Below are 22,116 nucleotides of genomic sequence, written 5' to 3'. Positions count from 1 at the left end.
CTCCCGGGATGCTGTTCAATGACCCAGCACCTGCGACAGAAACTGACGGGTTCGCTCATTTCGGGAGGACGTGAAGAACGCCTCCGGCGGCGCCTCTTCGACGATCTCGCCGCCGTCCATAAAGATGACCCGGTCGGCGACGCGACGGGCGAAGCCCATTTCGTGGGTCACGCAGATCATCGTCATGCCTTCGGAAGCGAGCGTCACCATGACATCCAGCACCTCGGCGATCATCTCCGGGTCGAGCGCCGAGGTCGGCTCGTCGAACAGCATGATCTGCGGCTGCATGCAGAGCGCGCGGGCGATCGCGACGCGCTGCTGCTGGCCGCCGGAAAGCTGGCTCGGAAACTTCATCGCCTGCTCAGGGATTCGCACCTTCTCCAGAAAGCGCCTGGCCGTCGTCTCGGCTTCCGCGCGCGGCCGCTTGCGCACGATCATTGGCGCGATCATGCAGTTCTCCAGCACCGTCATGTGCGGGAACAGATTGAAGTGCTGGAACACCATGCCGACTTCGCGCCTGATCCCGTCGATATTGCCGACGTCGTCGTTGAGCTCGGTGCCGAGCACGGCGATGCGGCCGCCGTCATGCTGTTCGAGCCGGTTGATGCAGCGGATCAGGGTGGATTTGCCGGAGCCTGACGGACCGCAGATGACGATCCTTTCGCCGCGCCCGACGGAGAGGTTTATCTTCCGCAGCGCGTAGAACGACCCGTAATGTTTGTCGAGGCCTTCGATATGCACGGCCGGGCCGGACGGGAGCGTGGAATCCATGCGTGCCTCCTACCGCTCGCCCACCGCCATGCGCCGCTCGAGGTAAGCGCCGTAGCGGGACAGGCTGAAGACGAAGACGAAGTAGATGAAGGCAATGAAGGCATAGACCTCGACATAGGCGAAGCGCCATTCGCCGGTGCCATAGGCGGCGTTGCCTGAGGCCAGGATCTCGAAGAAGCCGACGATGACCACCAGCGAGGTCTCCTTGAACGAGATGACGAACTGGTTGATCGTGGCCGGCAGCGCGTTGCGCATCGCCTGCGGCAGAAGGATGCGGCCGATGCGCTGCCAGTAGCTCATGCCGAGCGCCATGGCGGCTTCTTCCTGCCCGGCCGGGACGCCCTGCATGCCGCCTCTGACGATCTCGGCCTGATAGGCGGAGAAGAACAAGGCGGAACCCAGGATCACCCGGTAGAGCTTGTCGCCCGCCATCCACTGCGGCAAGGCGAAAGGCAGGACGATGGCGAAGGTGAACAGGATCGAGATCAGCGGCAACGACCGGACCCCATCGATGATGAGACCGGTGGTCCTGGATATCCATGGCAGCTCGGAGCGGCGCAGCAGCGCCAAGCAGACCGCCAGCGGGAAGCCGATCAGACAGGTGGTCACGAAGATGAAGAGGGTGAGCGCCAGCCCGCCCCAGGCTTCCTCGCCGACATAGGAAAGGCCGAGCACGCCGCCTTTCATCAGCACGTAGTACGACGCTGCTCCTGCTCCCCACACCAGCGCGATCCGGCGTCCGGTCCAGAAGGCCGGAATACAGCTCAGCACCGTCATCACCACCACGGTCAGGCAGGCGAGCGCGGAGCGCCATTGCTCCTCGAAGGGATAGAGACCGAACAGGATGATCCGCCACCGGGCAGCGATGACCGACCAGCAGGCTCCTGCCGCCGCCTGGCACGCCTCTGGCCCGCCACTCGTGGTGAAGACGGCAGAAAAGACTGCCCAGTTGAGCAGTTTCCAGACGATAGAGACCATGATCGCCAGGGAGATCAGCGACAGCAGCGCCTGGAGCGGCGTCGCGAAGAAGCGGCACTTCAGGTCTTCGAGCCTGCCCGGGGCAGGGGGGGCGACAATGACCATCTCCATCTCTGTCATCCCCTCAGTTGATTGCCCTTGAGGGCAATGGCCTTGTTGATGCGGTTGAAGACGGCGGCGAGGCTGAGATTGATGGCGAGGAAGCCTCCCATCAGGATGCCGATCACTTCCAGGGTCTGGCCGGAATGATTGATGGTCAACGCCACGATCATGAAGAAGTCGGTGAAGCCGACGGCAATGCCCATGGTCGTGGCCTTCATCAGCCAGACATACTGGTTGGCAAGGATCGGCAGCATGGCCCGCAACGCCAGCGGCAGACGCACCAGCGTGAAGACGCGCCATGGGCTCAAACCGAGCGAGCGTGCAGCTTCCATCTGGCCCATGCCGACAGATTTGAAGCCGCCGCGCACGATTTCTGCGATGTAGGAGCCGCCATAGATGGCGATCGCGATAGCCAAGGCGGAGAATTCCGGCGGAACGCGCAGGCCGCCCCTCAGGTTGAGGCCTTCCAGGGCCGGGAAATCGAGCAGCGGTGCGTCAGGCAGACGTCCTACCACCAAAACGATGGCCGCGCAGGCCAGCGCCGCAGCAGCACCGGCAAGCTGAATGGTGGCACGCTGGCCGAACGGCTGGCTGAGCCGTGACGTCCTGCCCAGCCAGACCGGCAGCGCGATGGCGGCGATCAGGGCCGATGTGGCCAGCGCCATTGCCACCCCGCCGACATTCGGCGCCGGCACGTAGAGGCCGCGGCTGGTCAGCAGAAAGCCCCAGGCTTCGTGCGCAGCGCGCGGCGTCGGCAGGTGCGTGATCAAAGCGTACCAGAAGAAGACCTGGAGGATCAGCGGGATGTTGCGGAAGATGTCGACATAGGTGCGGCCGAGCAATTGCGCCAGTTCGTTGGACGAGGTCCGCGCCAGGCCGACGATCGTCCCGACGAGCGTTGCCAGGATCAGCCCGGTGCAGCCCAGGAACAGCGTGTTGATGATGCCGATGAGGAAGAACCACCAATAGGGATCGTTGGCCGTGGCCGGCAGCAACGAGAAGTTCACGTCCCAGCCCGTCGACTTGTAGAGGAAATCGAATCCCGAGGTGATCCCTTGCTCCGCGAGATTCCGCCGCGCGATGATGATGCCTGCGAGCACCAGGGCTGCAAGCGAACCGACATAGACGACCTGCAACAGCGCGTTGCGGACCTTCTGATTTCTCAGCAGGCTGACCATTGACCAATCCTTCTCGAATTGCCGCCGGCTCCGCCCGGCCGAAGCCGGGCGGGAGCCTTGAGCGGTAACACCGTCAGACGTGGATCAGTCGATCACCAGCGGGAACAGGACGCCGCCATTGTTCCAGAGGTTGGTTAGCTCGCGATCCATCTTGTAGGGCGAATCCTTGCCTAGGTCGCGATCGAAGATCTGGCCGTAATTGCCGACCTTCTTGATCACGTTGTAGGCCCAGTCGTCCGAAAGCCCGAGGCCTTTGCCCATGCCGGGCGTCACGCCAAGGAACTTCGCCACCTGCGGCGAGGTCGGCTTGGCCTTGATCTCGTCGACGTTCTTGGAGGTGATGCCTTCCTGCTCGGCGAAGATCAGTGTGCTCAGCGTCCAGTTGGCGATGTCGACCCAATTGTCGTCGCCCTGGCGCATGATCATGACTTCCGGCTCTACCGCGAGCACGTCGGGCAGGATGACATGGTCTTCGACCTTGCTCTTAGCGATGCGGGCGATGGCCAATGTCGGACCCCACTGCGCATAAAGATCGCAACGGCCGGAGAAGTAGGCCTGCTCCAACTCTTCCGTCTTTTCGATCAGCACCGGCTCGAGCTTGATGCCGAGCTTCTGGGCGTAGGCGGCGACCTGCTGTTCCTGCGAGGTGCCGGCGGGAATGCAGATCGTGCCGCCATTGGCATCCTTGAGCGATTTCAGGTTGAGCTCCTTATGCGCCATCACCTTGGTGGTGCCGAGATAGTAGGACGTCGAGAATTGCAGGCCGAGCTCGGTGTCGCGGCTGAGTGTGCCGCCCGAGGCCTTGATGATGATGTCGACATCGCCCGACTGAAGCGAGGGCCAGCGCTGCGCCCAGCTGATCGGCACGACCTTCAGCTTCGCCGGATCGCCGAACACGGCGGTCGCCACCGCCTTGCAGAGGTCGATGTCCATGCCCTTCCAGTTGCCTTTGTCGTCCACTTCGGCGAAGCCGAGATAGGAGCCGTCATGGCCGGTGCAGTTGAGCACGCCGCGGGCCTTCACGGTCTCCAGCGTCTTGCCGCCGGCGGCTTCAGCCGGCACCGCCAGATGCGCGAGGCCCAGGGCCATGGCGGCGGCCCCCCATTTGATCATTTTCATAGTTGTTGTCTCCACTGTTGAGGTTGTTCCGTTTCTTGTTGTTGGAGCCCCGCAGATGTCTTCGGGACTCGGTCTCGAAGCCGCCTCTCAGTCGGAAAGCGGGGTCGGTTTCGGCAAGGAGAGTTTCAGGTCGCTCCGCCAATCCTCCTGGGCCAGCCACCGATGGAGCGCCGCCACCGCCTTCACGCGCAGATGCCCGCGCGGGACGACGAGATAGAAACCAGGCACTTCCTCCGGCTTCATATCGGCAATAGCGTCGCGGCCGATCGGCGCCACCAGCGCGCCGGAGCGGAAATCTTCCTCGGCATCGATCACGGAAACCAGGCCGACGCCGATGCCTTGCAGGGTCGCCCGACGCATGGTCGCGGCATCGTCGAAGCTGATGCTGCGGTCTCCATCCGTCAGCTCGACGCCAAGGTGCCGCAGAATATCCGGCCACAGGCGCTTCGACTTGACGGTGTCGAGCAGCGTGAACTTCGTGAGATCGTGCGCCGACTTGATCTTTTCGCCGATCGCCGGCGTGCAGCAAATGATCTTCGGATCCGGCACCAAGAGCGTGGTTTCGTAGTCCGGCCAGTTGCCGTAGCCCCACTGCACGGTCATATCGATGTCGTCGCGCCCGAAGTCGGGCAGGTCGACCATCGTCGTCAGGCGCAGATCGGCGCCCGGCAGCATCTCGCGGAAGAGCGAGAGCCTGGGCAGCAAATAGTGCGTGGCGAAGTAGGGGCTGGCATTGAGGTTGATGCGGTCGCGGTAGTTCGACTTGGTGACGCGGCGGACACCTTCGGAAAACTCCTCGAAGCCGGCCTTGACGTAGTGCGAGAGCAAAATGGCGGATTCGGTCAGCTCGATCGAACGACCCTTGCGCTCGAACAGCGTCACCTGGAGCGTGTCCTCAAGGAGCTTGATCTGCTGCCCGACCGCTTGCGGCGTGACCAGCAATTCGTCGGCTGCCTGCCTAAAACTCTTGTGCTGCGCGACGGCGTGGAAAACGCGCAGCGCGTTGAGCGATGGGAGGCGAAGCTTGCCGGTCATGGAATTCCGCCTCCTTTCGTTCGAGACTCCGTCGATCATGCACTGCTGAATGTCAGCCGGGCCGGGCTGATGAAGTTGGTTCAGGCGTAGATGTAACCACCTGAGACAATGACGTTTTCGCCGGTCATGTAGGTATTCTTGGGTCCGCCGGTCATGAGTACCCACTCGGCGATTTCCGTCGGCTCGGCGCCGCGGCCGAGAGGGCTTGCCTTAGCCAGCTCCTCCAGGAAACCGAGCGCCTTTGCCTTCTCCGTGGCCATGCCGGCGGGTGCGACGGAATTCACCAAGACACCGTCCTTGGCCACGTGATGGGCAAAGGAGCGCGTCAGGCTGACGACGGCTGCCTTCGTCGCTGCATAGTGGGCGTTCTGCGGATGCGCCTTGAAGGCATCGACCGAGGTGAGGTTCACAATCCGCCCGCGCACATGGTTCTTCGGCTCTTGCGCCTGCATGTGGCGAACCGCGGCCACCATCATGTGATAGGTGCCCTTGATGTTGATGCCGTTGGAGGCGTCCCAATCGGCGTCGGTGATTTCGAGCAGCGGACGGCGCGGATAGATGGCGGCGCAATTGATCAGCGTGTCGATGCGCCCGAGCTTCGAAACGATGGCGTCGAAAGCGGCATGGCACTGCGGGCCGACCTGGATGTCGCAAGTCGCCGCTGCGGTTGGCAGGCTCTTGGCCTTTGCCGGATCGAGCGCGCTCTGCGCTGCTTCTTGGTTAATGTCGATGACACCGATCTTTGTCGCCCCGGCCTCCACGGCCATGCGGGCGAGAAGAGCGCCGAGGCCTGCGCCGCCGCCAACGATCAGAACGGAAAGGTCTTTCATCCTGTTTCCCTTACTTGGTGCCGCTCGGCGAGGTTGGCCAGGTCGGCATGATGTCAAAACGGGTAACGTCGGCCCATGCGGGGAGCGCGAGAACCGCGGTCACCATCTTGGCCACGTCATCCGGCTGCACCACTTTGCTGGCGTACATGGCCTCGCGCGCCTTGGCGTCGAGGATGTCTTCATAGAGCTGCGTCTCGACGCGGCCGGCGACGATCTCGGTGACGCGTATGCCGGACGCAGAGAGGTCGGCGCGCAGCGCGCCGGCAAAGCCGGAGATCGCCGCCTTGGTGGCCGCGTAGACGGCGATGTTGGAGAATGCCGTGTGGCCGGCGACGGAACCGGTGAACAAGATGTGGCCCGACTGCCGCTCGCGCATCTGCGGCACGACGAGGCGGGTGAGCAGGATCGCGGCGCTGAGGTTCACCTCGAGCGTGGTGTCGATGTCGGCGATGTTCATATCGGCGAAATTGCCGAGCGGCGGCATGATGCCGGCATTGTTGATCAAGACGTCGACGGTGAGATCGGCCAGCACCGATTCCAGCGCCTCGCGGTCGGTGACGTCGACGGCGATCGGCACGATGCCCGGACGCTCGGCCTGTAGCTCCTTGAGCGCGGCCTGGCTGCGGCCGACGGCATAGACGTCGTAGCCGGCGTCGCTCAGCGCAATTGCCATCGCCCGCCCTATGCCGCTCGTCGCTCCTGTTATGAAGGCTGTCGTCACCTGGGCTTCCCCGATTGCTTGGACTTCAGTTTGCGGCCTGGGCCGATGCCGCGAAACCAAGAAAAGCAGCAAAAAGGAAAGATAAAATTTCGAATGCCTTTCGGCGGCTGGAATATTTCGGCGTGCCTATGCGGCGACAAATGCTGCTATCCCAAGGAAAACAATGTCCTCAACCCGCGAAGGCGGATTTCCGATCGCCAGCTGAGAAAAAACATGGCTTTCGTAAACAACCGGCCGCCCGCGCGGGCGACAGAGGCGAACGACGTCGAAGTCGGCGAACCTACCCAGCGGTCGGCAAAGGCTTTTTCAGCTTGGTGAAAAGCGAGGCCGCCGCGGCCTTCTGCTCGGCCTCGGTTGCCTCGACGCCCGAGGCTTTGGCAAGCGCGCGCACACGTCCCAAACTGTTCTGCAGATGCTTGCGCATCGCCTGTCGGGCTTTGCTTCCGTCCTGCCTTTCGATGGCATCGACGATGGCTTTGTGCTCGCTGTGGATACGCGCGTAGTAGCTGTCCTTGAGGGCAGGCTCGACGACATAACCGAGCTGGAATCTCGGCACGATCATCGGCCCGAGATAGGCAAGGAAGCCGTGGATGAATTCGTTGCGCGCCGCCTTGGCGATCGCGAGGTGGAAGTCATAATCGTAATGGATCTGGACCGCGGCGGGGTCGGCCTGCTGCGCGTCGATGTCATCCATTATGGCGCGGATGCCGCTTGCTTCCTTGTCGGTGCGGCGTTCCGCGCAGAGCCCGGCGGATTCCACCTCGACGCTCAGTCTGAGTTCAAGCAAGGCGATGGTTTCCGGCAGGGTCCTGAGTGCCTCGTCCGGGATCGAGAAACTGCGCGGGGTCGGCGTTTCGCTGACGAACATGCCGCGCCCCTGCTGCGGAACCACCATACCCTCGGAGCGCAGCCGCGCCACTGCTTCGCGCACGACGGTGCGGCTGACGTCGTATTCGGCGCAAAGCTCCGCCTCGGTCGGCAGTTGCGCGCCGGGCTGCAACTGACCGGAGCGGATCTTTTCGGCCAAGCTCTCCGCCACCAGGGTGGAAAGCGGCTTGCGTTTCGTCATTGAGGTCCTTCCGTTCAAATCAGATCAGGGCCGTTCAAGTTCAGATTCGGGATGATGCCCGAACCGGCAGGACCATTCAAACCGCCGCGGTGACGATCAGTTCGACCAGCATGCCGGGCTTGGCCATGCGGCCCTCGCCGGAGGAGCGGGCCGGCGCGTGCTCCTTCGGCATCCAGGCATCCCAGACCGTGTTGACCTCGTCGAAATCCCGCACGTCGTCCAGCCACATTTGCACGTGCAGGATGCGGGTCTTGTCGGTGCCGGCCGTGGGGAGCAAGGCATCGATCTTGCCGAGCACCTCGCGCATCTGGTCGGCCGCGGATTGACCCGGTTTGGCGACTTGGCCGGTCAGGTAAAGCGTGCCGTTGTGAATGACGCCGTGATGAACGCGGGTGTCGAAGTCGAAGCGCTGGATGTCGGTCACGGGTTCTCTCTCAGGTAGCCGGCGTCAGCCGGATGGGATTGCCTTGCAGATACTGCGCGTAGGGCGCCTGGACGAGCCAGCCGGCATCGACGGGCAGGGTCACGCCGGTTATCGAGGCGGCGCGGTCGGAGCACAGGAACAGCGCGGCCTCGGCAACGTCGCGCGGCTCGACGAAGCGGCGCAGAGCCGTGGTCGCCTGGATGGCTTCGGGGTTGCGCTCGCCCTTGGCGATCTTTGCTTTCAGCCCGTCCGACAGCGTGTAACCCGGAGCCACGGCATTGACGCGTACCCCGTGCGGGCCGAGCTCGGCGGCCAACATCTGGGTGAGAGCCAGCACCGCATGTTTTCCCGGCGTATAGGCCGGCAGCGACAGCGGCGCGAAAGAGGCAAGCGAGCCGACATTGAGGATCGCCCCGCGGCCGGCCGCCGACATCAGCCGGCCGAACACCTGGCAGCCGAGCAGGGTGCCGCGATAGTTGATGCGCCACATCTCTTCGTCTTCGGCGAGGTCCTGGTCGAGCACATGCTTGCCACTCTGCAGGATGCCGGCGCAGTTGACGACGACATGAGGCGTGCCGAACGCGCTCACGACTTCCGTCGCCAGCGCCTCGACGGAGACGGGATCGGCAACATCGGTCCGGACGAAGAGGGCTCGCGGCGCGCCTATGCTCTCGCACGCGCTCGCCGTTTCCTTGCCACGGACGCTTTCACGGCCGGCGACGACCACCTGATAGCCGTCCCCGGCAAAGCGCTCGGCGATCGCGCGGCCGATGCCCGACGTGCCGCCGATGACGACGGCGCTCGATATATCAGCCATGGCGGTGGTCCTTCCGCTCGATGTCGAAGAATTCGGCCATGGCCTCGACCTGGAAATCCATCATCGGGCGTCCGGGCTGAATGCGGCAACCGATCTCTTTCGCCGCCTTGAGCAGCGCCGTCTCGGCGGGCTCCATGATGATGTCGACCACCGTCATCTCCGGCGTCAGCTTGCTCACATCCATCGGCAACGGATCGCCGGCCTTCAGCCCGGACGGCGTGGCGTTGATCGCCATGTCCATGCCGGACGGATCGGGCTCTCCGATCTCGATGCGACAATCGGGGAAGGACTTGTTGACCAGCGAGGCAAGCTTTTGCGCGCGGTCTCGGTCGATGTCGGCCAGCCGTATCTCCGCCGCGCCTTCTTCGGCCAGGCAATAGGTCAGCGAGGAGCCGGCGCCGCCGGCGCCAACTTGGAGGATGCGCTTGCCGGCGATCTGGTGTCCGCCTGCCTTCAAGCCATCGATGAAGCCGACGCCGTCGAAATTGTCGGCATACCAGCTACCGTCCGCCTGCCGGCGCACCGAGTTGGCGCTCTGCACACGCGCGGCGCGGTCGTGAGCGGCCGCGCATTTGTGGTAGACCGGGACCTTATAGGGCACGGAGATGATCACACCTCTGATGTTCTCGGCCGCCGTGATGCCGGCCCAGAAAGTGTCGAAATCTTCCGGACGGCAGCTCAGCGGCACCATCAGGCTGTCGAGCCCCTTCTGCTCGAAGATCTCGTTGAATATGCCGGGGCTCTTGGCATGGCCCACGGGATGGGCCAGCATGACGAAGATGTCGGCCTTGCCGGTTCCGCGCATCGGTTATTCCTTTCCGTTTGACAGTTCGTGATCACTCAGGATTTCGAGCGCCCGCACGAGTGACGAATGGTCGGCGTCCGCGCCGGCGGTTCGCGCTGAGCAGGCATTCATCAGCTGCTGCGCCGTTGCCGTGCCCGGCAATGCAACGCCAAGCGCGCGAGCACTTTCGAGCGCAAGACCGAGATCCTTCTGGTGCAGCCGGATGCGGAAACCCGGGGCGAAGGCGCGGGCGATCATGCGCTCGCCATGCACTTCAAGCACGCGCGATGAGGCGAAGCCGCCCATCAGGGCAGTACGCACCTTCGCCGGATCGCAGCCGGCCTTGCCGGCAAAGACCAGCGCTTCGGCAACCGCCTCGATGTTGAGCGCGACGATGATCTGGTTCGCGATCTTGCAGGTCTGGCCGGCGCCGTTCTTTTCGCCGATCAGCGTGATGTTGTTGCCGAGCTTCTCAAAGATCGGCAGCGCGCGCTCGAACTCGGCAGCCGGACCACCGACCATGATGGTAAGTGTGGCCGCCTTGGCGCCGACCTCGCCGCCGGAGACCGGCGCGTCGAGATAGCCGCCCCCCGCTTCCCTGATTTTCGCCGCAAATTGGGCGGTGGCGATCGGGCTGATCGAGCTCATGTCGATCACCAGCTTGCCGGCGGATATCCCTTCAAGCACGCCGCTCTGGCCAAACAGGACGCGCTCCACGTCAGGCGTGTCGGGCAGCATCGTGATGACGATCTCCGCGGTCCGCGCCACCTCAGCGGCGGAGGCGACGACCGATGCTCGCAGATCTGCAGGCAGAGGCGAGCGGTTGAGCACCGTGAGGACCTCATACCCCGCGTCGGCGAGATGCCTTGCCATCGGCGCCCCCATGACGCCCAGTCCGATAAAGCCAATCTTCATTTGCAACTCCGTTGCGGCCAGAGCCATCTTGCAGGCCAAGCTTGCCATATGATATAGGACATCATACAAATTTCAATGCACCTTTTTTCTCATTGGAGACCGATCGCAAAATGCAGGAGCGTGTCAATTCGCTAAAGGCTGCCGTGCAGGCGGGCAAACCCCACATCGGTATCTGGTGCTCGCTGGCTTCGGCGCTGACCACCGAGGTCGTCGCCGGCTCCGGGACGGGCTGGCTGCTGATCGACGGCGAACACAGCCCGAACGATCTGCGCAGCATCATGGCGCAGCTGCAGGTCGCGGCAGCGTTTCCTTGTGAGGCAGTGGTGCGCCTGCCGTCCGACGATGCCAACCTCATGAAGCAGGCTTTGGATGTCGGCGCCCGCAGCTTGATGATTCCAAATGTGCGCACGGCGGAGCAGGCACGCGCAATCGTCGCAGCCATGACCTATGCGCCAGGCGGCTTCCGCGGCTTTTCCGTCGGTCATCGTGCCAACGCGTTTGGCCGCATCGCCAGCTACCACGCCAAGGCACGCGAGCAGCAGCTGCTGGCCGTCCAGATCGAGGACGAATCGGGCGTCACCAATGCGGGCGAGATCGCCGCTGTCGCGGGCGTCGATGTGCTCTTCGTCGGCCCCGGCGATCTCTCCACCAATATGGGCGCGATGGGCAATCCAGGCGCTGCACATGTGCAGGAGGCGATCGCTTCGGTGCGCAAGGCCGCGGCCGCCGCTGGCAAGGCCAGCGGCATCCTGGCGCCGGTCAAGGCCGACGCCGACCGCTATGTCGCCGACGGCTTCACCATGATTGCGGTGGGCTCGGATCTCGGTTTGCTGGCGCGGGGCTCGGATGCCCTGATCGCTTCGTTCAGGCAGTAGGAAAAGCCATGGCAATTCCTCCTTACAAGGCGCCTTCCCGGGACGCCTACGACATCGTCATCGTCGGTGGCGCGGTGATCGGTTCGTCGACCGCTTACTGGCTGAGCCAGGCGCTGGGCAGCGGCGCGTCGATCCTCGTGGTCGAACGCGACTCAAGCTACGAGTTCTCCTCGACGGCGCTCTCCACCAGCGCAATCCGCCAGCAATATTCCAACCCGATCAATGTGAAGATCAGCCAGTTCGGCATCGAGATCATCCGCGGTTTTCAGGAGCGGATGGCGCCGTTCTACACCAATGAGCCCGCGCCTGATCTCGGCTTCAAGGAACATGGATATCTCTACTGCTGCTCGCCCGAGGGCGTGAACGCAGCGCGTGAGCGGGTTGAGCTGCAGCGCAGCCTCGGCGCCCACACCGTCTTCCTCGGACCGGGCGCGTTGAAAGAACGTTTTCCCTGGCTGAATGTCGACGACCTCGGCGGCGGTTCGTGGGGTTCGCGCGAAGAGGGCTGGTTCGACTCCATGGGCTTGCTCAATGGGTTCCGCCGCGCGGCGCGAGCCAGCGGCGTCGAATATATCGACAACGCCGTGACGGATTTGGATGTTTCCGAAGGCCGGGTCGTCTCGGCCCGTCTCTCGACCGGCCAGACGGTTCGTTGCGGAACCCTAGTCAACGCCGCCGGTCCACGCGCACAGCAGGTCGCCGCCATGGCCGGCCTTTCCATCCCGGTCGCGCCCTACAAGCGCTACAGCTTCGTTTTCGCCAGTGCCAATCCCATCCCCGGGCGGATGCCCAATGTCATCGATCTTTCCGGCACATTCGTACGCCCCGAAGGCGAGCTCTTCCTCACCGGCAACACGCCGCAGGGCGACGGGCCGGCCGACTATGACGACTTCGAGATGCATTTTGAAGAGTTCGACGACTACATCTGGCCGGCGCTCTGGCACCGCATTCCAGCTTTCGACGCATTGAAGGTGCAGACCAGTTGGACCGGCCATTACGAATACAACATGCTCGACCACAACGGTATCGTCGGCTTCCACCCGGAGGTGACCAACTTCATGTTCGCCAACGGTTTCTCCGGCCATGGCCTGCAGCAGTCGCCTGCCGTCGGCCGGGCGGTCTCGGAGCTGATTGTCCACGGGGCTTTTCAGACGCTCGACCTGTCGCCGTTCAGCTACGAGCGCATACCGCGGAATGAACCGTTTCTCGAAGAAGCGGTGATTTGAGCCGTGTCAAACTGAGCCGACCGGCGCTCCCAATTTGATTTCAGGGAAAACGGAAATGAAGATCCTTGTGCCCGTGAAGCGGGTTGTGGACGCCAACGTCAAGGTCCGGGTGAAAGCCGACGGACTGGGCGTCGAGCTTGCCAACGTCAAGATGGCGATGAACCCGTTTGACGAGATCGCGATCGAAGAAGCCATCCGCATCAAGGAAGCCGGCAAGGCTGAAGAGATCATCGTCGTCTCGATCGGCCCGCAGCAGGCGCAGGAGACGCTGCGCACCGCGCTCGCCATGGGCGCCGACCGTGCCATCCTGGTCAAGACCGACGAGCAGACCGAGCCGCTGGGCGTCGCCAATTGGCTCCAAAGAGCGTCGAACAGCTCGAAAAATGGCTTCAATGACAGCGCGGAGCCGATCTGCGTCGAGATGTTCCATCGGTGTGTCGCGTCAGGTCAGAGGGTACTCTGGGTCGACCTTCAGGCTTAGAAATCGTTCGATCGATCATGCATTCTTCTGTTGCGTCGCACTGTCAAAGTCGAGCCACCCCATCGTGTCCTCAAGCCGTCTCGCTGCATGAGAAAAGGTCTTCGCCAGCGCTCGAGCTGGCAGGTCGATGACTGCAGCTTTTCGAAGCGAAGTTGAGCAACTCATTCGTAGACGAAGTTGCCGGAACTGCGCCAACGGACTCTGCCGTCCAAGTGAGTGGAACCTTCCGATCGATGCTGCCTTATCTTCATGTTTGAAGAAGCAGCGAGAGGAAGCAATTGAGCAGCATTGCCTGGCGGAGTCTGCTTTTACTGCCGGTGCTTGCACTGGCGCTGGCCTCCTGCTCCTCATCTGAAACCGTCGAACAGCAATCGAAGCTTGCCGCCTCGACGGCGGAGGCGGCGGTATTGGTGATCGATGCCTGGCTTTCGGGCGCCGCACCGCCGCACTATGCATCTGCGGCCCTGCAATCCTTTGCCGGCACGCTTGGTGACGCCGACCGGCAAGTTCAATCGGCCCCCTCATCCGATATCGCAAGGCGGGACGCGCTGAAGTCGGCGGTCGGCCGGGTGACGATCGCAGCAGCCGCGGCCGAGCGCGCCGTTAAGGCTGAACAGCAGATCCAGGCCAGACAGGCGCGGCAGGATCTTCGCGCCGCGCAAGCGGATCTCGCCGCGGCCTATCGCCAGTATTTTGCGCAGCAGCAATGAAGAAGCTGCTTGAAATTTCACTCGGTGTCGTGACCAGCGTCGGCGGCTTCCTGGAGGTCGGCTCGATGGCGACGGCGGCGCAGGCCGGTGCATTGTTCGGCTACCAGCTCATCTGGGCGGTGGTGCTCGGTACCATCTGCATCATCTTCCTGGTCGAGATGGCCGGCCGCTTCGCCGCGGTCAGCCATCACACCATCGCTGACGGCATCCGCGAGAGGTTCGGCTTCAATGCGTTCATCTGGCCGCTGCTTGCAGTCTTGCTGGTCAACTTCCTGGTGCTTTCCGCCGAGATAGGCGGTGTTGCCGTCGCTGCCGAGCTTGCCACGGGGATCAGCTTCCAGTGGTGGGCCTTGCCGGTCGCTTTCCTGGCGTGGCTGCTGCTGTGGAAGGGCACGTTCGGCCTCATCGAGAAAGGGGTGTCGATGCTTGGCCTCGTCACCCTCTGTTTCGTCGTCGCGGCCTTGATGCTGCGCCCTGAATGGAAAGAGGTGGCGGTCGGGGCCGTGCCCAGCCTGCCGCAGCACGACACGGCGACCTACTGGTTCATGGCCGTCAGCATTCTCGGCGCATCGATCTCGCCTTACCTTTTCATGTTCTATTCGTCGGGCGCGATCGAGGACCAATGGGACAAGAGTTACCTCGGCACCAATCGAGCGATTGCCGGCCTCGGCATGAGCTTCGGTGGCACGATCTCCGTGGGCGTGCTCATCGTGGCCGCGCTCGTGCTGGGCGCTCATGGCGTGAACCAGGTGGATGACTATAACCAGCTTCCGCTGATGCTGATCCCGATCTTCGGCTTCTGGGGCTTCGTCCTTTTCGTTGCTTCGCTAGGCATTGCCTGTTTCGGAGCCGCTCTCGAAGTGGCGCTGCAGCAGGCCTATCTCGTCGCGCAGGGATTCGGCTGGACATGGGGTGAGGATCTGAAGCCGCGCGATGATCCCGGATTCAGCCTCGTCTACACATTGACGCTCTTCCTCGCCGCCGTCCCGATAGCGCTCGGTCTGGACCCGTTGAAGCTCACCATCTTCTCGATGGCGCTGACCGCGGCCAGCCTGCCGCTGACGGTCGTGCCGTTCCTTTTCCTGCTGAACGACGACCGCTATGTCGGCAAGCATCGCAACGGTGTCATTTCGAACGCGGCCGTGATCTTCGTCATCGCGCTCGGCTTCGTGCTGGCGGTGGTGACCATTCCGCTGCAGATATTCGGAGGCACATGATGCAGCTGCTGCGCGATATATTGGACAAGCAGGTCGTCGACCGCGAGCAGGTCAAGATCGGCAAGGTTGACGGTTTGGTTGCCGAGCTGAGGCAAGGCAAGCCGCCCAGGCTCGTTGCCGTCGAACTTGGCTCGATCGCATTGGCGCGCCGGCTTGGCGCGCAGCCAGGGCGGTGGACGGCGCGCCTCGCGGCAAAGCTTGGCGGCAAGCGCCAGGCAAGGCCGCATCGGATCGCATGGAACAAGGTACGCGACATCGGCGTCCACATCGAATTCGATATCGACGTTCGCAGGACGAAGATCTTTGCCTGGCAGCACTGGTTGCGCGATCACGTCGTCGGCCGGATCCCGGGAGCCTGACGATGACGAATGTAAATCTCGAGCATCTGGCCGGTCGGCGCGTGTGCTCAGAAAGCGGCAAGAGTATCGGCTACATCGAGGAGATCATCGCCGAGCAGGATGGTGACGATCTCGTCGTCACTGAATTCCATATCGGCATCTTCGCGGCGTTCGAACGTCTGTCCGCGTCGACCGTCGGCACCGCATTGCTCGATTTTTTCAAGCTGCGTCGCAGGTCGGGCCTCTATCGCATACCTTGGGACAAGCTCGACATTACCGATCCGGCGCACCCGCGGCTGCTCTGCTCGGATAACGAGCTTTCGGGATTCGAAGATATTGGCAATTCTCGGACAAGTCCCGCTCCCCTCCATCAGCGCGACAGTTGAGGCAGCGGTCTTCCGATGTCGTCCGAGACGCTTTGCACCGACCCGCGGGCGCGCCGTCTGTCCAGATGAGCCCGGACTTGCCGACAGCAAGGCCGCTACTCTTGCCATATTGCATTTATGCCCAAGGAAACTCCTCGTATGCGGAACGATCGAGTCCAACTGCCGTTACCGTCAAAAAGACAGGAGCGAGCAATGACTGGACGCACCACCCACGATCAGCAGATACGTGTCATCGAGAAGCGTGAGAATACGAAGAACGCGCCCAAGGAATTCGAGGCCAAAGCGGAGCTGAAGCGGTCGGCGGCGGAGCGCGAGGCACGGCGGAAGGGGTCGAGCCTCAGGGGCGATACGCCTGACCTGGTCGATCCAGACGATCGCAATATCCTTCGCGGCAAAAATCAAGAAAGTGCCCATAACAAGAATCGAGGTTCCAAGTAGGACCGCGCTCCGCGGCAACCCCAGGGCCTCCCGGCCGCAATCGGTGCCTTCTCGATAATCTGTCTTTTGCGCAACTTGCCCGGATTCTCGACGAATAACTGTGATCGGCTTCGACGTGTTCGACTGGAAAAGGTCTCCAGGCTGAACCACCGCCTTCGCTAGCGGTTGGCCACCAAAAGACCGCAGCCCCGGCGCCCGCGGGAATGGAACCTCGCCCATCCTGCAAAGTTAAAGCGCGGGAGCGGTTGTCATGTCAGCAAACGCCGGCCTTCTGGTAGGCTTCGCATTTTGGTTTCTTGCCAGCAGCTGGGTCGCAGCCGAGGAAGCCGGGCGTCGACAAGCGAAGGTCGTCGAACCTCCGATCGAGCCCGCGACTTCGGCTGCGCCGCAATCCTCGAACCCAACCGCGTCCCAGGACCCGCCGGGCATCGGACTGTCGCTGTTCCTGAGCAACGGTTGTGGTGCATGCCATACCATAAGAGGCACCGAGGCCCGCGGGACGATTGGCCCGGACCTTTCCTATGTCGGATCGCGATCAGCGATTGGCGCCGGGGTCCTGCCTAACACCGAGGAAGCCATTGCACGTTTTGTCGCTCGCCCTGATCTGTTCAAGCCAGGCGTGAAAATGCCGGCGTTCAACATGCTGCCGCAAACCGAAATCCAGACGATCGCGCGATATTTGAAAGCCTTGCAATGACGCCTGGTTCTCGTACCGAATTCGGGACAGCGTCGTCCAATGCTACTGCCGAAGAAGACGCCGTTCGCGTGGCGAACCAGCCGATGATGATCCGCGTGAAGCATGTCGTATTCGGCGCCATCGGTTTGCCTGTCGTCCTGTTGCTTGGGGCATGGATCGGCTTTTTCAACGTCGGCGCCAGCAGCGGCCATTGGAAGGTGACGGCCTGGTTCCTTCAGCTCGCCATGCGCTCGGCCGTACGCACCTATGCATTGGCCGTGGACGCGCCGAAAACGCTCGACCGGCGGGGGCTCCCGGCGGCAGCCGGACATTTCGCGCGAGGCTGCGCGATCTGCCACGGCGCGCCTGGCGAGCTCCGCTCGCCGGCGGTGCTGCGGATGCTTCCGCAACCGCCGGATCTCGCGCTCACGGTCGGAGATTGGACCGACGCCCAGCTTTTTCGGATCGTCAAGCATGGAATACGGTTCACCGGCATGCCCGCCTGGCCGGCCCGCGACCGCGATGACGAGGTCTGGGCAATGGTTGCTTTCCTGCGGGAACTTCCAAAGCTCAATCCGAATGAATTTCGAGCGCTTGCCTTCAATGGCAGCGATGCTACCAGCAGCGATCGGCAACCCGCCACCCCGGATGTTCTCTCCGACTGCATGCGCTGCCACGGAGGCGACGGCGAGGGCAGGGGTGACGCCGTGCCCGTGCTGGCCGGGCAGAAAGAAGCTTACCTGCTCGCCAGCCTTCAAGCCTATGCCAATGGCGATCGCACGAGCGGCTTCATGGCTCTGCCGGTGACTGGCGTCGACCCCGCCGATCTGGCTGCGCTTGCCCGGTATTTCGCGGCGCAGCCGTCGGTATCAGCGGACCGCGATCAAGTTTCGGCGGAGGTGATCAACAAGGGACAGCAAATCGCTGAGGCCGGAATTCCGGAGCGGAACGTGCCTGCCTGTTCCGGCTGCCATCTCGGCTCCGACAAAAATCCGATCTATCCGCGCCTCGACGGTCAGCGTGCTGCTTACCTGGAGCGGCAGCTGAAGCTGTTCCGGTCCGAAGACCGAGGCGGCACGCCGTTCTGGCATATCATGGCTACCGCAGCCCAACGCCTCACGGACGACGATATACGGGCGGTATCGGCCTATTTTTCCAGACGTGCTGAAGGTCCTCGGTGAGCACAATGCGCCTGCTGTACAAGGCGCCTCGAAATCGGTTCAAGGAACTTTATCCCATCCTGCCAGTTCCAACTCCGCACAGACGGCCTGAGCAGACAGCCGGCTGAAGCATCCTTTGCGGGTGAACCAGGCTGAATGCACTTCCGGCGGCCTTACGAGACATGGAATTTCGGGACTGCAGCCTGTCCCGGCCTCCTGTCGCAGCTATGGCGCGTAGATGCCGCAGAACAGAAGAACGCCGCCGATCAGGCAGAAGGCGAGGAGTGTCGCAACGTAGAACCCGTGTTCGCGGAAAATCCTGATATCGCGTTTCAGACTCACGGCTCAGCCTCTTCGGCACCCTACGAAGCCCACAACACGGAACGGCACCGGCGAGTTCCGGATCTTGTGTTTCGTCTGTTTCGGAGAGCCCCCAATTGGCGGGCGTTGGCCAGCCTTCCGGCTGCAGCCGGCGCTCTCGCCTCTGGCTGCACCGGTGTGCAGTCGGCCCTCAATCCGCACGGCGAGCAGGCCGACGCTCTGGCTGTTCTGTTCTGGATATTCACGGCCGTGCTCGGACTTGTCTGGCTGGTCACCATGGCCGGGTTGTTCTTCGCGCTGACACGCCGGCGAGACAGTCGCGGCGAACCGGCGCAAGCGCGTCCCGCCGTCAAACGGCCGATGGGTATCGCCTTTGCTGCGATGCTGACATCGACTGTCATCATTCTCTCCGGCCTGGCCGTGCTCAGCTTCGACGGACAAAGGGCGGTTTACGGAGACGGGGCCGGGGCGGCCGTAACAATATCCGTCATAGGGCACCAATGGTGGTGGCAGGTCCGCTACGAAGGAAACAACGGTTTCGAAACGGCGAACGAGATTCGCATTCCGGTAGGCAGCGCGGTCGACATCAAGCTCACAACGGGTGATGTGGTCCACTCGTTCTGGATCCCGAGCTTAGCCGGCAAGCTCGATCTCATTCCAGGCAAAAGCAATGAACTCCGCATCCAAGCGGATAAGCCCGGCGTGTACCGCGGCCAGTGTGCCGAATTCTGCGGTCAGCAGCATGCGCATATGGCGATCTTCGTGGTGGCACTGGAGCCGAGCGAATTCGAACGTTGGCGCGCAAAACAGGCCGCGCCGGCAAGGCCGATGGCTCATCTTACGAAGCAACAAAATGTCTTTGCTTCCGCTGGATCGTCTCCATCCCCCGCCCTTTCGGAGCATTCGCGATGAGCCAGGCGGTCGAAGAACGCCACGAGACCCGTGACACCGATCTGGATGACGAGGAACTGCGCGCGAGGCTGAGCAAGACCTGGGGCACGGCGCATGGTCTGATAGGCATTCTTTCGACAGTCGATCACAAGATCATCGGCATCCGCTATGCCGTCACCGCCTTCGTCTTCCTGTTGGCCGGCGGCATCATGGCGATCATCATGCGGCTGCAGCTCGCACGGCCGGACAGCCACCTCGTCGACGCCGAGCTCTACAACCAGCTTTTCACCATGCATGGCACAACGATGATGTTCCTGTTCGGGGTGCCGGTCGGCGAGGCGTTCGCCGTCTATCTGGTGCCGCTCATGGTCGGTACCCGCAACATCGCCTTTCCGCGCCTCAATGCCTTCTCCTACTATGTCTATCTGTTCGGCGGCCTGATGTTGTGGGGCGGCTTCGCGTTGAGCATCCGCCCTGATGTCGGGTGGTTCTCCTACGTGCCCCTCGCAAATCTGAATTTCACTCCAGGCAAGGGGCCGGACTATTGGGCGCAGATGATCACTTTTACCGAAGTCGCAGCGCTCGCAGTCTCGGTGGAGATCGTCGTCACAGTCCTGAAGCAGCGCGCGCCGGGCATGACGCTTGACCGCATTCCACTCTTCGTATGGACGATGCTCGTCCATTCCTTCATCATCATCTTCGCCATGCCGGCGATCATGCTCGCCTCGTCTATGCTGATCATGGAGCGGCTGGTCGGCACGCAGTTTTTCAATCCGGACGCGGGCGGCGATCCGCTGCTTTGGCAGCACCTTTTCTGGTTCTTTGGTCACCCCGAAGTCTACATCATCTTCCTGCCTGGAACCGCTTTCGTGTCGGCGATCGTGGCGACATTCTCCCGGCGGCCGGTCTTCGGCTATTTGCCGATGGTGCTGTCGCTGATCGCGATCGGCTTTTTGTCCTTTGGCTTGTGGGTTCACCACATGTTCGTGACGGGCCTGCCTGAAGTCGGCGCCGCATTCTTCACCGCCTCCAGCATGGCTATAGCCATTCCAAACGGGGTCCAGATATTCTGCTGGATCGCGACGCTGTGGGACGGCAAGCCGGTGCTCAAGACGCCGTTGATCTTCGTGCTCGGTTTCTTCTTCATCTTTGTCGCCGGCGGGCTCTCCGGCGTGATGCTGGCGTCGGTGCCAATCGATACGCAGGTGCACGACACCTATTTCGTCGTCGCTCATTTCCATTACGTGCTTATAGGCGGCACCGTCTTTCCGCTTGTCGCGGCCGTCTACTACTGGTTCCCGAAAGTGACGGGCCGGCTCATGGATGAGCGGCTTGGCAAATGGCAGTTCGTCCTCGCCTTCACTGGTTTCAACGTCACGTTTTTTCCGATGCACCTGCTCGGCCTGCATGGCATGCCGCGCAGGGTCTACACTTACCCTGCGGAGATGGGCTGGGGCGGGCTCAACCTGCTCGCCAGCGCCGGCGCGCTGCTGTTCTTCGCAAGCTTTCTACTCATGCTCTACAACATGATTGCCAGCGCCCGCTCGGGCGCCCTTGCCGGCGACAATCCTTGGGGCGCCGACACGTTGGAGTGGGCGACCAGCTCGCCGCCCCAGCCGCAGAACTTCGATCGCATTCCCTGCGTCACAAGCGGCTCGCCGCTATGGGATCAGGGCGACGACAAGGCGGTGGTCGGCGGCCTCAAGGTTGATGAGCGCGAACTGCTCGTGACGAGCGTCACGGAGGCTCGGCCTGACATTCGCGAGGAATCGCCGGCGCCCTCGATCTGGCCCTTTCTGGCGGCGTTTGCCACAGCCGTCGCGTTCATCGGCTCGATCTACACGCCCTGGGCGGTTACTTGGGGTTCGCCCGTCGTCGCCATCGTGCTGGTCGCCTGGTTCTGGCCGAAAACCATCGAGGAGAATGTCTAGATGGCCCGCAGCGTCATCGATGTCTCGGGTTTGCCGACCTATGCCTTCGGTTCGCGTGTCACCCCCTGGTGGGGGACCTTCTCGTTCTGCCTGCTGGAGGGAACTGGCTTCGCCCTCGGCATCGGCGGCTATCTCTACCTGGCCGTCACCAATAAGGAGTGGGCGAAGGACGCGGTCCCTTTGAGCCTGCTCTGGTCGGCGCTCTTCACGCTCGTCCTTGTCGTCAGCGCACTGCCGAATTTCCTGATCAAGCGAGCAGCGATGCGGGAGAGCTTGCGCTCGGTCCGTCTGCTGCTGCTGATCATGAGCGCGATCGGGCTGGTGCTTATCGGGCTGCGCATCATGGAATTCTCGGCCTTGCCGGTACGCTGGAGCGACAATGCCTATGGCTCCTTTGTCTGGCTCCTTCTCGGCCTGCATGGCGTGCATGTGCTGACAGACGTCGCCGACACGCTGGTCCTGACGGTGCTGATGTTCACGCGGCATGGAACGGGCAAACGCTTCAGCGATGCCGAGGACAATGCTTTCTACTGGTATTTCGTCGTGCTCTCATGGCTGCCCCTCTACGCCGTGCTCTATTGGCTGCCGAGGTTGTGATACGGCCGGGATCGCGCAGTTCCTCCGACGCCACGCACGACGCCTGATGACCGTCTACCCCCAGCGCTTCGCGCAACAAGTCGAGACCGTCGACATGAAGACGATTCTCTCGGCCTGGACCTCAAG

The 22,116-nt window shown here is 62.6% G+C and carries 24 protein-coding genes and 2 pseudogenes; 14 read left to right on the top strand and 12 right to left on the bottom strand.

Annotated elements, in window-relative coordinates:
• Positions 1–15 precede the first annotated feature (15 nt).
• The 12 genes from LB526_RS00865 to LB526_RS00810 form a co-directional block, all read right to left on the bottom strand.
• Complete coding sequence (locus LB526_RS00865) at positions 16–771, bottom strand: amino acid ABC transporter ATP-binding protein (RefSeq protein WP_224625709.1); 756 nt, start codon at positions 769–771, stop codon at positions 16–18.
• 9 nt (positions 772–780) lie between these two features.
• Positions 781–1,854, bottom strand: coding sequence for an amino acid ABC transporter permease (locus LB526_RS00860; RefSeq protein ID WP_224625707.1), 1,074 nt, complete (start codon positions 1,852–1,854; stop codon positions 781–783).
• A gap of 11 nt (positions 1,855–1,865) precedes the next feature.
• Positions 1,866–3,029 carry an amino acid ABC transporter permease gene (locus LB526_RS00855; RefSeq protein WP_224625705.1) on the bottom strand — a complete coding sequence of 388 codons (1,164 nt, stop codon included), beginning with the start codon at positions 3,027–3,029 and terminating at the stop codon, positions 1,866–1,868.
• 84 nt (positions 3,030–3,113) lie between these two features.
• Positions 3,114–4,148 (bottom strand): amino acid ABC transporter substrate-binding protein, encoded by a 1,035-nt coding sequence (locus LB526_RS00850; RefSeq protein WP_224625703.1) that lies wholly within the window; start codon positions 4,146–4,148, stop codon positions 3,114–3,116.
• A gap of 87 nt (positions 4,149–4,235) precedes the next feature.
• A complete protein-coding gene (locus LB526_RS00845) occupies positions 4,236–5,183 on the bottom strand; it encodes a LysR substrate-binding domain-containing protein (RefSeq protein ID WP_224523045.1) in 948 nt (315 codons plus the stop codon).
• A gap of 80 nt (positions 5,184–5,263) precedes the next feature.
• On the bottom strand, positions 5,264–6,013 hold the full coding sequence (locus tag LB526_RS00840; protein ID WP_224625702.1) for an SDR family NAD(P)-dependent oxidoreductase: 750 nt from the start codon (positions 6,011–6,013) through the stop codon (positions 5,264–5,266).
• 10 nt (positions 6,014–6,023) lie between these two features.
• Positions 6,024–6,734 (bottom strand): SDR family oxidoreductase, encoded by a 711-nt coding sequence (locus LB526_RS00835; protein ID WP_140630300.1) that lies wholly within the window; start codon positions 6,732–6,734, stop codon positions 6,024–6,026.
• 280 nt (positions 6,735–7,014) lie between these two features.
• Entirely contained in the window at positions 7,015–7,803 is a 789-nt protein-coding gene (locus LB526_RS00830; protein ID WP_224542942.1) for a FadR/GntR family transcriptional regulator, read from the bottom strand.
• A gap of 76 nt (positions 7,804–7,879) precedes the next feature.
• Positions 7,880–8,227 (bottom strand): RidA family protein, encoded by a 348-nt coding sequence (locus LB526_RS00825; RefSeq protein WP_224625700.1) that lies wholly within the window; start codon positions 8,225–8,227, stop codon positions 7,880–7,882.
• Between the two features lie 10 nt (positions 8,228–8,237).
• Positions 8,238–9,044: an SDR family NAD(P)-dependent oxidoreductase gene (locus LB526_RS00820; protein WP_224625698.1), complete on the bottom strand. Its 807-nt coding sequence runs from the start codon at positions 9,042–9,044 to the stop codon at positions 8,238–8,240.
• Entirely contained in the window at positions 9,037–9,849 is an 813-nt protein-coding gene (locus LB526_RS00815; RefSeq protein ID WP_224625697.1) for a shikimate dehydrogenase family protein, read from the bottom strand. The genes LB526_RS00820 and LB526_RS00815 overlap by 8 nt, the downstream gene beginning before the upstream one ends.
• Positions 9,850–9,852: 3 nt before the next feature.
• On the bottom strand, positions 9,853–10,743 hold the full coding sequence (locus LB526_RS00810; RefSeq protein ID WP_224625695.1) for a 2-hydroxy-3-oxopropionate reductase: 891 nt from the start codon (positions 10,741–10,743) through the stop codon (positions 9,853–9,855).
• Between the two features lie 110 nt (positions 10,744–10,853).
• Between LB526_RS00810 and LB526_RS00805 the strand changes: the two genes are divergently transcribed.
• The 14 genes and pseudogenes from LB526_RS00805 to LB526_RS00740 form a co-directional block, all read left to right on the top strand.
• Positions 10,854–11,618, top strand: a complete 765-nt coding sequence (locus LB526_RS00805) for an HpcH/HpaI aldolase family protein (protein WP_224625693.1) — start codon at positions 10,854–10,856, stop codon at positions 11,616–11,618.
• Positions 11,619–11,626: 8 nt separating this feature from the next.
• Positions 11,627–12,844: an NAD(P)/FAD-dependent oxidoreductase gene (locus LB526_RS00800; RefSeq protein WP_224625691.1), complete on the top strand. Its 1,218-nt coding sequence runs from the start codon at positions 11,627–11,629 to the stop codon at positions 12,842–12,844.
• Between the two features lie 55 nt (positions 12,845–12,899).
• Positions 12,900–13,232: pseudogene (locus LB526_RS00795) on the top strand (electron transfer flavoprotein subunit beta/FixA family protein); the annotation flags it as partial.
• 371 nt (positions 13,233–13,603) lie between these two features.
• Complete coding sequence (locus LB526_RS00790; protein WP_141245390.1) at positions 13,604–14,035, top strand: hypothetical protein; 432 nt, start codon at positions 13,604–13,606, stop codon at positions 14,033–14,035.
• Positions 14,032–15,252, top strand: coding sequence for an NRAMP family divalent metal transporter (locus LB526_RS00785; RefSeq protein WP_224625690.1), 1,221 nt, complete (start codon positions 14,032–14,034; stop codon positions 15,250–15,252). The genes LB526_RS00790 and LB526_RS00785 overlap by 4 nt, the downstream gene beginning before the upstream one ends.
• On the top strand, positions 15,249–15,611 hold the full coding sequence (locus LB526_RS00780; protein WP_224625689.1) for a hypothetical protein: 363 nt from the start codon (positions 15,249–15,251) through the stop codon (positions 15,609–15,611). The genes LB526_RS00785 and LB526_RS00780 overlap by 4 nt, the downstream gene beginning before the upstream one ends.
• Before the next feature lie 2 nt (positions 15,612–15,613).
• Positions 15,614–15,976, top strand: a complete 363-nt coding sequence (locus LB526_RS00775) for a hypothetical protein (protein WP_224625688.1) — start codon at positions 15,614–15,616, stop codon at positions 15,974–15,976.
• A gap of 192 nt (positions 15,977–16,168) precedes the next feature.
• Positions 16,169–16,414, top strand: coding sequence for a hypothetical protein (locus LB526_RS00770; protein ID WP_095768612.1), 246 nt, complete (start codon positions 16,169–16,171; stop codon positions 16,412–16,414).
• A 250-nt stretch (positions 16,415–16,664) separates the two neighbouring features.
• Positions 16,665–17,111 carry a c-type cytochrome gene (locus tag LB526_RS00765; protein WP_224625687.1) on the top strand — a complete coding sequence of 149 codons (447 nt, stop codon included), beginning with the start codon at positions 16,665–16,667 and terminating at the stop codon, positions 17,109–17,111.
• A gap of 83 nt (positions 17,112–17,194) precedes the next feature.
• A complete protein-coding gene (locus LB526_RS00760) occupies positions 17,195–18,271 on the top strand; it encodes a c-type cytochrome (RefSeq protein ID WP_224625686.1) in 1,077 nt (358 codons plus the stop codon).
• 477 nt (positions 18,272–18,748) lie between these two features.
• A complete protein-coding gene (gene coxB / locus LB526_RS00755; RefSeq protein ID WP_224625685.1) occupies positions 18,749–19,483 on the top strand; it encodes a cytochrome c oxidase subunit II in 735 nt (244 codons plus the stop codon).
• A complete protein-coding gene (gene ctaD, locus LB526_RS00750) occupies positions 19,480–21,393 on the top strand; it encodes a cytochrome c oxidase subunit I (protein ID WP_224625684.1) in 1,914 nt (637 codons plus the stop codon). The genes coxB and ctaD overlap by 4 nt, the downstream gene beginning before the upstream one ends.
• Complete coding sequence (locus LB526_RS00745) at positions 21,394–21,990, top strand: heme-copper oxidase subunit III (RefSeq protein ID WP_224625683.1); 597 nt, start codon at positions 21,394–21,396, stop codon at positions 21,988–21,990.
• A 14-nt stretch (positions 21,991–22,004) separates the two neighbouring features.
• A pseudogene (locus LB526_RS00740) lies at positions 22,005–22,111 on the top strand (cysteine hydrolase); the annotation flags it as partial.
• Between the last annotated feature and the right edge of the window lie 5 nt (positions 22,112–22,116).

The organism is Mesorhizobium sp. CA6, from assembly GCF_020165035.1.
Taxonomy (GTDB): Bacteria; Pseudomonadota; Alphaproteobacteria; order Rhizobiales; family Rhizobiaceae; genus Mesorhizobium.
The sequence above is the reverse complement of the archived record's forward strand: the minus strand, read 5'-3'. Positions and strand labels throughout refer to the sequence as shown.